Origin of the sequence: Lacrimispora struthionigena (assembly GCF_048627165.1) — a bacterium.
In the GTDB taxonomy this organism is placed as follows: domain Bacteria; phylum Bacillota; class Clostridia; order Lachnospirales; family Lachnospiraceae; genus Lacrimispora.
Window position 1 is genome coordinate 1401985 of the sequence record NZ_JBMBWP010000001.1, and the last position, 15673, is coordinate 1417657.

At 43.0% G+C, this 15673-nt stretch carries 11 protein-coding genes and 1 riboswitch; all 11 genes read left to right on the forward strand.

Translation table 11 applies throughout. The annotated features are described in order from the left end of the window. The 11 genes from ACOAOT_RS06340 (at window position 1) to ACOAOT_RS06390 (ending at window position 15662) form a co-directional block, all read left to right on the forward strand. Window positions 1–489, forward strand: a complete 489-nt coding sequence (locus ACOAOT_RS06340) for an HD domain-containing protein (RefSeq protein ID WP_420216222.1) — start codon at window positions 1–3, stop codon at window positions 487–489. Between the two features lie 431 nt (window positions 490–920). Beyond that, on the forward strand, window positions 921–1094 hold the full coding sequence (locus tag ACOAOT_RS06345; RefSeq protein WP_420216223.1) for a hypothetical protein: 174 nt from the start codon (window positions 921–923) through the stop codon (window positions 1092–1094). A 97-nt stretch (window positions 1095–1191) separates the two neighbouring features. Then, complete coding sequence (locus ACOAOT_RS06350) at window positions 1192–3498, forward strand: glycoside hydrolase family 95 protein (RefSeq protein WP_420216224.1); 2307 nt, start codon at window positions 1192–1194, stop codon at window positions 3496–3498. A 64-nt stretch (window positions 3499–3562) separates the two neighbouring features. Further along, window positions 3563–5392 (forward strand): glycoside hydrolase family 36 protein, encoded by a 1830-nt coding sequence (locus ACOAOT_RS06355; protein WP_420216225.1) that lies wholly within the window; start codon window positions 3563–3565, stop codon window positions 5390–5392. A 49-nt stretch (window positions 5393–5441) separates the two neighbouring features. Beyond that, a riboswitch (M-box (ykoK) riboswitch) is annotated at window positions 5442–5601 on the forward strand. A 453-nt stretch (window positions 5602–6054) separates the two neighbouring features. Next, a complete protein-coding gene (mgtA, locus tag ACOAOT_RS06360; protein WP_420216226.1) occupies window positions 6055–8763 on the forward strand; it encodes a magnesium-translocating P-type ATPase in 2709 nt (902 codons plus the stop codon). An 83-nt stretch (window positions 8764–8846) separates the two neighbouring features. Next, window positions 8847–9155 (forward strand): hypothetical protein, encoded by a 309-nt coding sequence (locus ACOAOT_RS06365; protein WP_420216227.1) that lies wholly within the window; start codon window positions 8847–8849, stop codon window positions 9153–9155. 26 nt (window positions 9156–9181) lie between these two features. Continuing rightward, the gene (locus ACOAOT_RS06370) at window positions 9182–9691 is read left to right on the forward strand and encodes a flavin reductase (RefSeq protein ID WP_420216228.1); all 510 of its coding nucleotides are present in this window, start codon (window positions 9182–9184) and stop codon (window positions 9689–9691) included. Window positions 9692–9760: 69 nt separating this feature from the next. Next, window positions 9761–9895, forward strand: coding sequence for a hypothetical protein (locus ACOAOT_RS06375; protein ID WP_277407106.1), 135 nt, complete (start codon window positions 9761–9763; stop codon window positions 9893–9895). 141 nt (window positions 9896–10036) lie between these two features. Further along, window positions 10037–10483: a staygreen family protein gene (locus ACOAOT_RS06380; protein WP_277407107.1), complete on the forward strand. Its 447-nt coding sequence runs from the start codon at window positions 10037–10039 to the stop codon at window positions 10481–10483. 152 nt (window positions 10484–10635) lie between these two features. Then, window positions 10636–14763, forward strand: a complete 4128-nt coding sequence (locus tag ACOAOT_RS06385) for a DEAD/DEAH box helicase (protein ID WP_420216229.1) — start codon at window positions 10636–10638, stop codon at window positions 14761–14763. Between the two features lie 62 nt (window positions 14764–14825). Further along, the gene (locus ACOAOT_RS06390; protein WP_420216230.1) at window positions 14826–15662 is read left to right on the forward strand and encodes a glycosyltransferase family 8 protein; all 837 of its coding nucleotides are present in this window, start codon (window positions 14826–14828) and stop codon (window positions 15660–15662) included. Window positions 15663–15673 lie beyond the last annotated feature (11 nt).

Consider the following 15673-nt stretch of genomic DNA (forward strand, 5'->3'; position numbering starts at 1 on the left):
ATGAATACCATAAACAATGTGATTGAAAAAATGATGGATTATTATAAAGGGGATCCAAAGAGGATTCAGCATTTTATTAAAGTATACCAGTTTGGTAAGCTGATTGGAGAAGAAGAGGGGCTTGATGCCAAGAAGCAGCGGATACTGGAAACAGCCTGCGTGGTTCATGATATCGGCATTAAGGCAAGTGAAGAAAAATATCACAGCAGCGCAGGTAATTACCAGGAGTTGGAGGGACCGCCCATTGCAAGAAAACTTCTTGCGTCTCTTGATTATTCTCCGGAAGAGATTGACCGGATTTGCTGGCTGGTAGGTCACCATCATACATACAAAAATATAGAAGGTGAGGATTATCAGATTCTAGTGGAAGCTGATTTTCTTGTCAATGCATGGGAAGACGGGATGTCCCGGGAGGCAGTTGAGAATGTCAGGAAGAAGATATTTGCAACAGCAGCAGGAATCCGAATGTTTGAAACCATGTATATGTAAAGGACAGATGGGCTTTGATGAAATTCTAAAAAATTGTATATGACAAATTAGGGATTGAATATACACGTTTTTATTATTTTATGTAATAATAGTGTTTAAACGGATGGAAATCTGCTCGGTAATATCATGAACGATGCTGTGACATAAAGTTTTGAGACTATCAATTTAAAACAATAAATAGGGGTGTTGCATTATAGTAACGGGAAATAAGATGATATGTGGCTGACTATAAAAAGAGCATTAAGAAACAGTCATGAAATCTATCTCCTTTACTTATTTTGCAGCATTCCTTTTTTATTTCTATTTGCATCATACAAAAAAATAATATTTTCCATAAGGAGACCTGTCATGAAACAAAATGGAAAAAGAACTTTTAAATTATTCAGAAAATCCAAGGCCCAGAAATTTATACTCCCCTTGGAGGCCTGTGGATGGACAGCCGGTTCCCCAAAATAACGCAGGACGGGAAAGACGGGGATGAGGAAGCTGGTTATATACAGAATATGTGTGATACGGCAACTGCTGGATTTAAATATTTTGACTGTCAGGGAGTGAAAAGTGTTATAATTAAAGTACGCGGCAACTGCAGGGGCAGTTTGAGATAAAAACCTCCTGGGATCTGGCCAATTTATATTACATATCGTGGAGAAGGCAGTGCGTCTTTACAATCGTTTACTTTAATTTAGTCTGGAGGATATTCTTATGAAGAATCGTTTACTATATGACAGACCGGTTCCGTACCAAAGATTCAGACCTGACAGTGAAGAAATTTGGAATGAAGCAGCACCCATTGGCAACGGGAACATGGGCGCTATGGTTTTTGGTGGAGTTCAGATAGATAAATTACAGCTGAATGAGGATACCATCTGGTATGGGAACGGGGGCAGAAACCGTGTGAATCCGGAAGCGAAAGACAATTATCTTAAGATTCGACAGTTACTGTCAGACGGCATGGTCTCAGATGCTTCGAAGCTTGCCAGTGATACGATGATGCCAATTCCAGACCAGCAGAGAAATTACAGTACAGCCGGTGAAATCTTTTTAGAGTTTCATGAAGAGAGCCAGAAGTTTCAGAATTACATAAGGTGTCTTGACTTAAATCAGGCAATTGTAACCATGGGATATGAAATTGACGATATAGAGTACCAAAGGGAATATTTTGCCAGCGCCGTACATCAGGTAATTGCCATCCATCAGGAGAGTAAAGGTGAAGAAAAGGTAAATGGCTGCCTGACTCTGACTTTTTTTCGCAGCAATGTAGAAAAAATTGAAAAAATCTCCGACCACATCCTATCCATGACTGTAAAGGAAGGCGGGGAGGGCTGCTGCTATTGCGTCATGGCTGCAATTAAGAATGAAGGCGGTACCGTGGAGATTCACAGAGACCAGATCCGCGTGAAGGAAGCAGATTCCTTTACGATCTATTTGTCAATCCGAAGTGACTACTATAAAGGAGAACCGGCCGTCTGGTGCAGAGAAAAGCTGGAGTCTGTACTTAAACTGCCTTATGAGATTGTAAAGTCGGAGCATGGAAAGGAGTACCAAAGCTACTTTAATCGCGTTCAATTTTCGCTGGGTCAGGATACTGCAAAAGTGGAAGAGACGATTCCTGAAAGACTGAAAGCCATGCAGGAGGGAGAGCAGGATCTGGAGCTGATTGCAGCGTATTACCAGTTTGGCAGATATTTGTTAATATCAAGCAGCAGACCGGGATCACAGCCGGCAAATTTACAGGGCATCTGGAACCGCAATGAGCATCCGGCATGGGGCAGTAAATATACAATTAACATTAACACGGAAATGAATTACTGGCCGGCAGAAAGCTGCAATTTATCGGAATGCCACCTTCCCCTATTCCAATTAATCCGCAGAATGCTTCCCTATGGTCAGAAGGTTGCAAGGGATATGTACGGTCTGCCCGGTTTTGTTGCACACCATAATACGGATTTGTTCGGAGACTGCGCGCCCCAGGATGCAGTCATGTCGTCTACGATCTGGCCTATGGGTGCAGCCTGGCTTTGCATTCATATCTGGAATCATTATGAATATACGCTGGATCAGGAATTTCTGAGAGAGAATATGGATTTGATAAAGGAAGCCAGTCTTTTTATATCAGAGTACCTATTTGAAAACCATCAGGGGAAACTGATAACAGGACCTTCCATATCGCCGGAAAATACCTATCTCCATCAGAGCGGAGAAGAGGGGCAGCTTTGTATCGGACCGTCCATGGATACCGAGATTATCAGGGACCTGTTGGAGGCTTGTATCAAAGGGGCAGATATCACTGACTGCGAGGATGAATTGACAAATAGGCTAAAAACAATTTTACCCCGTCTGCCGGAGCTGTCAGTTGGTAAATACGGACAATTAATGGAATGGGCGGAAGACTATGAGGAAATGGAACCTGGTCACCGTCATATCTCACATCTGTATGCGCTGTATCCTTCTGAGCAGATAACTTATGAAAGAACGCCGGAATTAATGGAGGCTGCAAGGGTGACCCTAGAAAGACGTCTTAAGAACGGCGGCGGTCATACCGGATGGTCAAGAGCCTGGATTATTACCATGTGGGCCAGACTCAGGGACGGTGAAAAAGCAGGAGAGAATATCAGGGATCTACTGACAAAATCAACCTATCCCAATCTTTTTGACTGTCATCCTCCGTTTCAAATTGACGGAAATTTCGGCGGGACGGCAGGAATTGTGGAAATGTTACTGCAATGCTTAAACGGTGAGCTAACGTTCCTGCCCGCACTGCCAAAAACCTGGGACTGCGGACATATAAGCGGACTAAAAGCCAAAGGTGCCCTTACCGTTTCCCTTACCTGGAAGGACGGAGAGGTTATTTCAGGCAGTATTCTTGTGGAAAAAGGCGACAGATGCTGCTTTATAAAGCCTGACAGCATTACAAAGATCGTTTCCGGGGAAACGGTAGACGTAACTTATGAAGGGCAGAAGGTAGTCTGTAATGGTGAGGGTATCTATGAAATACAGCTCTTAGCATAAAGTTAAGGCAGGAGAAGGAATCTATGGAGAACAAGCCCGGAAGCTGTGAGAAAGGAGATTGGCAATGGAATATTATGCAGAACTGAAACTTAGAAAAGATGCTCATAACGGAGGATTTTCCAATGGCCTGACTTTATGCGGAGGTGAATCCACAAGAGGACTTGAAAGAATTCTTAAAAAGGATGACAAAATTGTTTATAAAAACAGTACCAATCAGTATGTAACACTGGATATGGTAATGAATGACGATACCGTTGAGGTAAGCACTACATTTGAGAATAAAGGTACTGAAAGTGCAATTTTAGAAATGCTCTCATCCTTTGCTCTAAAGGGAATAAAAGCGGATAAAATTCACAGACTCCAATCCTTTTGGAGTGCGGAAGGAAAACTCAGGACAGAAACAATTGAGGAGCTGCACTTAGAGCCCTCCTGGAACAGATGTGGTATGCGGGTTGAAAAATTTGGCAATTTAGGATCTATGCCAGTGAGAAAGTATTTTCCTTTTATAGCGCTGGAAAACAGTGAAACACATGAGTTTACGGCGGTTCAGTTATACATACCCTTTTCCTGGCAAATTGAGATCCTGTGTAAAGAGGATGAAACTCTGTCACTTGTGGGTGGTATTGCAGACAGGGACTTTGGACACTGGTTTAAGAATATTGCGCCGGGAGAAACCTTTACTGCCCCCAAAGCAGTCATTGCCAGTGGAAATTCACTCTATGAGGTGTGCGATAAACTGGTAAAGGCACAAAAGCCTGAGGTATCTGAACTGGATCAGGATATGGGTATCATGTTTAATGAATATTGTACTACCTGGGGTAACCCAGGCCTTGAAAACATCAGTAAAATCTGCAATAAGTTAAAAGATAAGGCAGTTAAGTACCTGGTAATTGATTCCGGCTGGTATGGTAAAAATGATGGCTGGTGGGAAAGCATTGGGGACTGGGATGTCAATTGTGAAAAGTTCCCGGGAGGCTTAAAAAAAGCTGCGGATCATATCAGGGAATGCGGGATGATACCAGGCCTCTGGTTTGAACTGGAATCTGTGGGCAGACGGTCAAAACACTGGGACGATACAGAACATTTGCTGAAAAAAGATGGTGTAGTACTTACTGTGGGCGATAAACGCTTTTGGGATATGTCCGATCCCTGGGTTATGGAGTATTTAAATAATACGGTTATAAAAACCCTGAAAGAATGCGGATTTGGCTATATTAAAATTGATTATAATGATACCATCGGCATTGGCTGTGACGGTGCCGAAAGCCTTGGTGAAGGGTTAAGACAGAAAGTCAGTGCAACCCAGGAATTTTTCAAAAAAATCAAAAGGGAGATTCCGGATATTGTAATTGAAAACTGTTCCAGCGGGGGACACAGGCTTGAGCCATCCATGATGGAACTGGTATCCCAGGCCAGCTTTTCCGATGCACATGAAACAACGGCAATACCGATTATAGCAGCAAATATGCATAGAGTTATAAAACCGTCCCAAAGTCAGATTTGGGCAGTTATGCGAAGCAGTGACAGCATTAACAGAATCTATTATTCCATGATCAGTACTTTTTTAGGCAGAATGTGCTTAAGCGGTGATATCTACGATCTTACTGCAAAACAGTGGGAAGTGATTGAGGCAGGAATGGAATTTTATAAAGAAGCAGCTGATATCATAAAATATGGTAAAACAACAAAATATGAAAACAGTACGAAAAGCTATAATAATCCACAGGGAGAACAGCTTGTTATCCGGGAATTTTGCAATAAACAGTTAGTAATCGCCCATAGATTTGAAAATTCCAAAGATATTAGCCTTGATTTCCTTCAGAATAAAAAAATTATAAAAGAATATGGGCTTATGGATGGTGATTTTACTGCTAAGGCATGGCTTATGGGATGAAAAACGATTTAGGGGGTTGACAAACGAGGCAAATTGAACTAGTATAAAGACGAATATTCGGTAGGTGAGGCTACTACAGGGATACGGGCTGTTGCCGCAAAGTTGTGGAGACACAATGAGATGGTTTGAACAGGCTGCATCGACATTAAGGTGCAGCATAATACAGTTACATTGCCCTGTAAAGCTAAAACTCATACGAAAATATAAGAAAATGTCAATACATTCTCGTATATTCTTTCCGAATATGCGGGAATTTTTTATTTTAAATTTTAAAAAGAAAGGATGTGCCTGTTTTGGATAGTGGTAATTATCACAGTTGTATGAAACGGATGATGGCAGTATATGATATCGGTGACAGGCAGTCTTTGCCTGTTACTTAGTTGTGCTGTTCAGCCAGATATTACGGCCATCATTCTCAAAAACACGTTTTTTGATAATGGTGGTTTTTTTGTGCCTGTTTTTGGGTTATTTAATTATTTTGAAAGTGAGGTGAGGAGAATGGATGCAGACGGAAGTAGCGGCGCGGCCCCCGGGAAGCGAAGCAGCAGGAGTGATTTGGAACAGGACGTACACTTGTCTGCTCCAGGCTCCTGAACTCAATACGCTTCTCTTGGCCGCCATAATTTTTGAAATTACAAACTATAATTATGGAGGTAGAAACCATGAAGAAGATTATTTTAAACAGAAAGAGGAATGGGGGACTTTTGACCGATCATTCCCGTTACAATGAAACAAAACAGAGACTGATTCATGCTGCTGATGGAAATACAAAACAGGTATTGAATGCATTGGGAACCTTTGAGGACGGACTCACAGAGGAAATGGCAGAGGAATCCAGAGAAACCTATGGAAACAATGTGATTACACATGGAAAAAAAGACTCCATATGGAAACGGATCTGGGCTGCATTTGTCAATCCATTTACTTCAATCCTGTTTCTCCTGACTGTGGTCTCTGTATTCACCGATATTATTTATGCAGAACCCCAGAATAAAAGCTATACAACCGTGATCATTATCACAACCATGGTAATGATCTCCGGAATTCTCCGCTTTGTTCAGGAAACAAGAAGCGGCAACGCTGCAGCCAGACTTTCTCAGATGATTCACACCACCACCTGTGTGGAGCGAAAAGAAGCCGGCAGGGAGGAGATTCCCTTAGAGGATGTGGTTGTGGGTGATATCTTACATCTCTCAGCAGGAGATATGGTGCCTGCAGATGTACGGATTCTAAACTCCAAGGACTTATTTGTGAGTCAGTCCGCACTGACCGGTGAGAGTGAGCCGGTGGAAAAGCTTGCAGTTAACCATGCAGATACCAAGGTGCTCACTGAGATCACGGACCTGGCGTTTATGGGAACCAACGTAATCAGTGGAAGCGCAAAAGCAGTTGCAGTTGCAGTGGGAAATGATACCGTGCTTGGAACGGTTGCTAAGGAATTGACGGTGAAACCGCCCATGACCGGTTTTGAACGGGGAGTGAATTCAGTCTCCTGGGTTCTGATCCGTTTCATGCTCATTATGGTGCCAATTGTACTTTTTATTAATGGATTTACCAAAGGTGACTGGCTGGATGCCACACTTTTTGCCATCTCCATAGCAGTGGGGCTGACCCCTGAAATGCTGCCTATGATTGTAACCACATCACTTGCCCGCGGAGCGGTTGCCATGAGCAGAAAAAAGGTAATTATTAAAAACTTAAACGCAATACAGAATTTAGGCTCCATAGACATCCTCTGTACGGATAAAACCGGAACACTGACTCAGGATAAGGTGGTTTTGGAATATCACCTTGATATCCATGGAAATGAGGATGACAGAGTTCTCCGTCACGCATTCTTAAACAGCTATCATCAGACAGGGCTTAAAAACCTCATTGATCTGGCAATTATTTCAAAAAACCGTGAGCTTGAGAACAGTCATCTTGAAACTGGATATACCAAGGTGGATGAGATTCCCTTTGATTTCAACCGCCGCCGTATGAGTGTGGTGGTATCGGATTTAAATGGTAAGACTCAGCTGATCACAAAAGGAGCTGTAGAAGAAATGCTCAAATGCTGCTCCTTTGCAGAATATAATGGTAATGTTGAACCGCTTACAGAAGAGATACGTGAATTTATTTTATCCAAATCCAATGAGCTCAATGCCGATGGAATGCGTGTAATCGCAGTGGCTCACAAGACAAATCCGGCACCGGAAGGTCAGTTTTCTGTCTCCGATGAGACGGATATGGTACTGATCGGATATCTGGCTTTTTTAGATCCGCCCAAAGAAACCACTGCCCAGGCAATCAAAGCACTTCATGAGCATGGTGTGGATGTGAAAATACTGACTGGTGATAATGAGAAGGTTACCTGCTGTATCTGCAGACAGGTGGGACTTCCGGTCAATGAGCTTCTTCTTGGCTCTGAGATTGATGATCTTGATGACAAAACCCTGGCAGAAAAAGCCGAGAGCATAACTGTCTTTGCCAAACTTTCACCGGCCCAGAAAGCCAGAGTGGTAAGAGTTCTCAGAGAAAATGGTCACATGGTGGGCTACATGGGGGATGGGATTAATGACGCTTCCGCCATGAAAGCATCGGATGTGGGCATCTCGGTTGATACTGCAGTGGATATCGCCAAAGAATCGGCAGATGTGATTCTTCTTGATAAGGACTTAATGGTTCTGGAATCGGGAATTATAGAAGGCAGAAAGACCTATGCCAATATGATAAAATATATAAAGATGACGGCTTCCTCCAACTTCGGAAATATGTTTTCCGTGCTGGCAGCCAGTGCATTCCTTCCCTTTCTTCCTATGGCATCCATTCATCTGATTTTATTGAATCTGATTTATGATGTTTCCTGCACGGCGATACCGTGGGATAATGTTGACAGAGAATATCTGTTAAAGCCAAGAAAATGGGATGCATCGTCTGTGGGACGTTTTATGGTCTGGTTAGGACCTGCCAGTTCTGTTTTTGACATAGCCACTTATTTACTGATGTATTTTGTCATCTGCCCGGCAGTATGCGGCGGGCTTATGTTCCATCAGATTACGGATCCGGCAATGCAGGCTCTTTTTATCGCAACGTTTCAGGCGGGCTGGTTTATCGAATCCATGTGGAGCCAGTCACTGGTTATTCATATGATCAGAACACCTAAAATACCATTTATTCAGAGCTGGGCTTCCAAACAGGTGGTATGCCTTTCCTTTGCAGGGATTGCACTTCTTACCATGATCCCATTCACTCCTGTGGCGCAGGCATTAAAGCTGGCAAGGCTGCCCGGAATCTATTTTGCATGGCTTGGGCTGATTGTAGTCTGCTATATGGTGCTTGCCACTGTTTTAAAAACAGTCTATATAAAACGGTACGGAGAATTGTTGTAAAAAAATAAGAAAAGAAACCGGATTCTATGATATACTGATCTCATCAGATATTATGACTGCATTATAAAGAAAGGGAGATCCAAATGAAAATCATTATGTATGGGACAGAAATCTGTCCAGATTGTGTAGCAGCAAAGGCTCAGCTGGGGGAACTTACCACAGCCCAGCTGGATTACAGGAATATTACAGAGAATACTGCAACATTAAAAGAATTTCTCCGCCACCGGGATCATGATGAGATGTTTCAACCGGTTAAGGAAGAGGGCAGAATCGGAATTCCTCTCTTTATTCTGGAAGATGGAACCCAGACCTTTGATATCGCTGATTTTATAGATGATGTCAAATCCCAACCGGTTCAAAATGCCTGTTCTATTGATGGAAAAGGGTGCTGATTAACAATTAAATCAGGAGGTAATTTATGAACACGTTTCAAACCATTACTGCAAAAGAGTTTGATTACAATCCATTTCATTTAATTGGAGATGAATGGATGCTGATTACTGCTGAAAAAGACGGGAAGGTAAATACCATGACGGCTTCCTGGGGCGGACTTGGGATTTTATGGAACAGAAGTGTTGCCTATGCTGTCATCAGACAGAGCCGTTTTACAAAAGAATTTGTTGATGGTGCTGATCATTTTTCCCTCTCGTTTCTGGATCATAAAGCATATGCAAAAGAACTGGGGTATCTAGGCAGCGTATCAGGAAGAGACGAAGATAAGATAAAAAAGGTTGGAGTAACAGTAAATCATGAAGACGGTGTGCCATTTATTGATGAAGCGTCCAAAGTTTTAATCTGTGAGAAACTCTTTGTAACAGACATGAAGCCGGAGAACTTTATCATTCCAGAAATAGACACCAAATTTTATGCAGATAAAGATTATCATCATCTGTATATTGGAGGCATCACAAAGATACTGAGCAGATAAATAACCGGCAGGCATACATAGGATTCCGAAAATGACACATCCTAATTAAAAAATGAAAGGAGCCTGTTTATGCCAAAAGACAGTCAGCCGGATAATAAGGAAGCCAGAATGGAAAAATGCAATGGTCAGACGCCTCTTACAAGAGAAAATCAGAATAAGAATAAAAATGCCAAGCGTAAGTCCATTAAGCACAATGATGTTTAGTCACTCATAGTAAAAACAGTATGAAGCAAGCCCTGGAGCTCACACCTCTGGGGCTTTCGTTGTGCGCTGACTGATAATTATCACAAATTTATGTGTTTAAGCATACCATAAATGAGACTGTTGCTGAAAGAGGTTTATAAGGTGAAAAAGCTTAATTCTCAAAAGGTATTTGTACAATATCGGGATATAATGGAACCATACGGGCCTGTTAAGGGCAGATTATATACGATTACACATTCAGATATAACCGCAGAACTGTTTGTGTTTGTAGCCCCTGAGTATGCAGAGGATCAATTTACCAAAATGCATGACGAGGTGAAAATTGCCTGGGAATTATATAATGAAGGAGTTGCTTTAATTGGCTCTGTGATTGTTGATGGTGAGGGTGTAACCGGAGATCCATCCATAAGAAATAAGATATTCTATAACGAAATGCCTACTGCACTTCAGGCATTACGCCAGGCTGACAGATTTTTGTTTGAAAAAGAACCTGATCTGGATCATGCACCAGTGTATATTCAATTTATCTCAGGCAATCCTGAATATAACAAAACATATGATTTTGGAGTGATTGGCATGTATCAGTAAAAATCAGCTGTGATGTTTGACCAACCGGCTAAAAAAGCCTCAGAAATCATATTTCTGAGGTTTTCACTTTGTTTTATAAAAGCGATGTGATATATTAAAGTATATGTGATTAAGACAGAAAGATCGGTGAAATATAAAAAACGGAGGCGTCTATGTCAGATCATTCCATGGAACTTTTTCAAACAGATACCAGACACTGGTTTGAACGTGCTCTTGGTACTCCTACCCTGGTTCAGAAACAGGCATGGCCTGAAATTGCAGCAGGCAGACACACCCTTGTTTCCGCCCCTACCGGAACGGGTAAGACGCTGACCGCATTTTTGATATTTCTTGACAGGCTTTTAAACGAAGCAGCAAAGGGTGAGTTAAAACAGGAACTGCAGCTGATTTACATCTCTCCTTTAAAATCCCTGGCTGGTGATATCAGGGAAAACCTCCGCCGGCCTCTGGAAGGAATTGTGGAGGAGAGAAAAAAGTCAGGGAATTATAATGGTCAGGGACTTTCCGTGGGAATCCGTACCGGCGATACCACACAAAAAGAGCGGAATCAGATGATTAAAAAGCCTCCCCACATTCTCATAACAACTCCGGAATCCTTCTATCTGATGCTGACCAGTAAATCAGGGCAGAAAATCTTAAAGACAGCAAAAACACTGATTATCGATGAGCTGCATGTGATGATTGACACCAAAAGAGGAGCCCATTTAATGCTTTCTGCAGCCAGACTGGACAAGCTTTGCAGGAAACCTTTGCAGCGGATCGGATTGTCCGCTACCATTGAACCTCTTGATCTTGCAGCAAGCTACCTGGCTCCCGGAGAGGTTTCCATTGTCGCGCCTAAGATGAACAAGGAGATCCGGATTGAAATAAAAAGTCCATTTTCAGACGGAGGCATTCAGGGTAAGGACTCTGTCTGGAAAGACATTGCAAAAACCATATACTCTTATATAGAAGGAACAGGCAGTTCTCTGGCATTTGTGGAAGGACGGGCATATGCAGAAAAGCTTGCCCATTTTATTAACGAGTTAGGTGGAGAAGGGTTCGCCCGTACCCATCACGGGAGCCTATCCAAGGATCAGCGCTTTGAAGTGGAGCAGGCACTGCGTGATGGTTCTTTGAAACTTCTTTGCACCACTTCCTCCATGGAACTTGGAATTGACGTAGGAGAAATCAAACAGGTATTTCAGGTTGGCTGCCCCCGCTCTGTTTCCAGCACCATGCAGCGGCTGGGCCGTGCCGGGCATAATCCCGGGCGTGTCAGCGTTATGTATATGTTTCCCAGAGAGGCCTCGGAAGTCTTATTTTGCGGACTTACTGCAGAAGCGGCCAGAAACGGGAAGATAGAATATGCCAGACCGCCCAGACTATGTCTGGATGTACTTGCCCAGCATCTGGTATCCATGGCATGTACCCAGGAATTTGGGGTGGAAGATGTGATGGATATTTTAGCCGGAGCCTATCCGTTTTATGAGGTAACGGCTGAGGATGTAAAAGATGTTTTACGAATGCTTGCAGGTGATTATGAGCATGAACGGGATATTCCGGTAAGGCCACGAATTATTTACGACCGGATTCATGACCGGATATGCGGAGATGCTTACAGCCGTATGCTGGCGGTCAGCGCAGGTGGAACCATTCCTGACAGAGGTCTTTATACAGTCCGGTCAGAGAGTGGAGTCAGGCTGGGAGAGCTTGATGAGGAGTTTGTCTTTGAAAGCAGAATCGGGGATCGGTTTTTACTTGGTACTTTCGCATGGCAGATTGTCAGTATTATGCGGGATACAGTGATCGTATCACAGGCAAATACTTCCGGCGCCAGGCTTCCCTTCTGGCATGGAGATATTAAGGGGCGAAAACTTGGAACCGGACTTGTATTCGGTGAGATTTTTCGCAGGTTTAATGAGTCCGGCAGTACAGAAGCGTTATATAAAGAATTAACAAAGCTTGGCTTAGATGAAGTGACAGGAGAGCGTGCCCTTGATTTCCTGCTCAGTCAGCAAAAAAGCACGGGAATCCTTCCAGATGACAAAACCATACTGGTAGAGCACTTTATGGATGAAAACAGCAATCATCAGATGATGGTTCACTCAGTATTTGGACGTCAGATCAATGAACCCCTGTCTCTTCTTGTGACTGAAGCGGCAAAACTTCATATGGATACTACCATTAACTGTACGGCAGATGACGATGGCTTTTTATTGTTCCCTTATGATGGAACCCCTTTGCCTGATGGACTTATTTATGAAGTATCTCCTCAAAAAGCAGATGCCATTGTGGCTGCATTACTTCCGGTCACCCCTTTATTTAACATGAATTTCCGTTACAATGCCGCCAGGGCGCTGCTTATGGGAGTAAGAAATCAAAAACGACAGCCACTCTGGATTCAGCGAATGAAAAGTGCACAGATGCTGTCTGGTCTGGTAAAAGAGGAAACCCATCCCATACTAAGGGAGACAAAACGGGAATGTCTGGAGGACTTTTGGGATTTAAAGGGACTGCAGTCTGTTCTATATGAGATACAATCAGGAAACATTCAGATACGGGAGATGTACTTAGAGACACCTTCCCCCATGTCACTGCCTTTAAGGCGCCAGACAGAAGCATCCATGATGTATGATTATGCTCCCACGCCCCAGAGCATCCATGAGACGGTAAAGGAGGCGGTTCATGAGGCGGCCAAAATCACCCCCGAGCCTGAGCATCTGGCCCGCGTTTCCCAGAGAATGCATCTTCCGGAAGATGAGGAACAGCTTCATACACTTCTTATGATAGAAGGGGATATGGAAGCAGGAGAACTTGATATCCCCATTGAATGGCTGGAGTCCCTGGCTTTTAAGGGAAGGGCACTCTACGTAGAACCCGGTTTATGGATTGCGGCAGAGCATGGGGATGAATATGAAAATGCTCTGATTAAGGGACAGAAAAATGGGGGAAAACGTCTTGTTCAGAGAATGCTTAAGTATCGGGGAGCAAAATCGTTAGAACAGACAGCGGAACGGTATCTGTGGTCAGAGGAAAAGGCACTTGATATTTTAACTTCTTTGTGTGACCAGAAGAAGGTGATTTTACAGGATGGAGTTTACTATCACGCTGATCTTTATGACAGAGCCAGAAATGAGACAATTAAAAGCAGAAGAAGGCAGATTACCACCCTCCCTTCCGGATGCTATGCCGCTCTTATGGCAATGCGCCTTCGGATATCCGCCTCACCTCTTGAGCAGCTTCAGACTGCCTTGGAAGGACTACTGGATCAGCCTTTTCAGGCAGATCTGTGGGAAAATGTTCTTTTGCCTGCACGAGTGGGAAACTATCGCCCGGAACTTATGGATTCGCTGTTATCAGCCGGTAAAGTATTCTGGCAGCTGGAAAACGGTTCTGACCTTACGTTCCATCAGACTGCTGATATTGACTGGAGTGCAGATTTGTGGGAAGTTCATGAACAGCTGGAGGGAGAGGAAAAAGCCGTATATGGCGCCCTGTTGAAACATGGGGCATGCTTTATGCAGAGATTGGATGAAATTATAGGGGGATCGCCTTATGAATCCTTGTTTTCGCTGGCAGAAAAGGGGCTTGTAAGTGCAGACAGTCTGATTCCAGTCAGGCAGCTTATGAACCGGGATAAACTGAATAAAGGAACCCTTCGCCAGCGGGTAAATGCAAGGACAAAAATTTTATTAACCGGCAGATGGGAAGTCGTACGTCCACGTAAGGAAGCTAATGTTGAACAACTGCTTGACCGCTGCTTTGACAGAACAGTGATTGTGTGCAGAGAGACAATCAAGGGACTGACCTGGAGTGCAGCACTGGAAACACTGCGGATCTGGGAATATACTGGCAGGGTGCGGAGGGGGTATTTTATTGAAGGTCTGTCAGGAATCCAGTTTATCCGGGATAAAAATTTTGCAGGAACCATGGCAGGTCTCTCCAATCCCGGTAAAGAGGTAATCTGGTTAAACGGAGCTGATCCCGCCCAGCTTTGGGGGAAAGTGTTAAAGCATCAGGAAGGAAGATCATTTCTTAATGTACAGGGAACAGCAGTGGCATTATGCAAAGGAATACCGGCAGCCATTTTTGAACGCCAGGGAAAAGTCTTAAAGATATTTGATATGGATTGTGCAGAAGATGCGCTTAAGGTGTTTGTGAAAGAATTTATGGGACATAGAATCTACTCTTCACGAAACAGAATCGTAATAAAAGAATACCCCAGGGAAGCGGAAGATTTGCTTCGGCTGGCAGGTTTTCGCCGTGAACTTCAGGATTATGTACTGTATTGTCTTTAAAGACATGGAAGCCATAAGGGGATCATAGAATTAAAAATGATAGTGTGATTGAGGAGGAGAGTATGAATCTGTTAATTTCAATTTGTGAAAGTTTTTTAACACCGGCTAAGGTGATGCTGTATTCCCTTTCCAGATTCCATGAAGATGTTGATATATACTTATTATACAGTTCATTGTCCCAGGAAGATATCAATGATTTGGAGCTTTTTCTGATTAATAAGTGTAAAGCAAGGCTTCATCCGGTCTGTGTCTCTGGGTTTTTTACCAACGTTCCTCTTTCCAGCCGGTATAAAAAGCCGGAATTGTATTACCGTATCCTGGCACCATATCTGCTTCCTGCTGAACTTGACAGGGTTTTATATCTGGATGCGGATATTATTATCAATGGATCCCTGAATGAGTTTTACAATCAAAGCTTTGAAGACAATTATGCCGCTGCTGTCAGAGACCGGTTTGAAAACATCGATAAAGTGGTTGTCCTTAAAGAAAAGCTTGGATTAAAAAAAGAAGATTCGTATTTTAATTCAGGAGTCATGCTGTTTAATCTGGCATTGTTTCGAAAAGAGATTACGCTTGAAGATATTATGGCTCTGATTGAAGAGAAGAGGGAAGCCTTGCGTTATTTTGATCAGGATGTATTAAACTGCCTTTTAAAGAATCATATTAAGCTTTGCGGCCAGGAATATAATACCCAGACGTATCCCTTTGACCAATGTAGTCTCTCCGATATAAAAGATACTGCAGTTGTCATTCATTATACCGGACTCCCTAAACCATGGAGTCCGGATTACAACGGTACACTGGACTATTTATATTGGAAAAATGCATTGAATGCCGGATTTACCCAAGATTATCAGGACTATTGGGAGAAAAAATTTGGCAGTCAGGAAGTAGAATAAATCCAGCTATT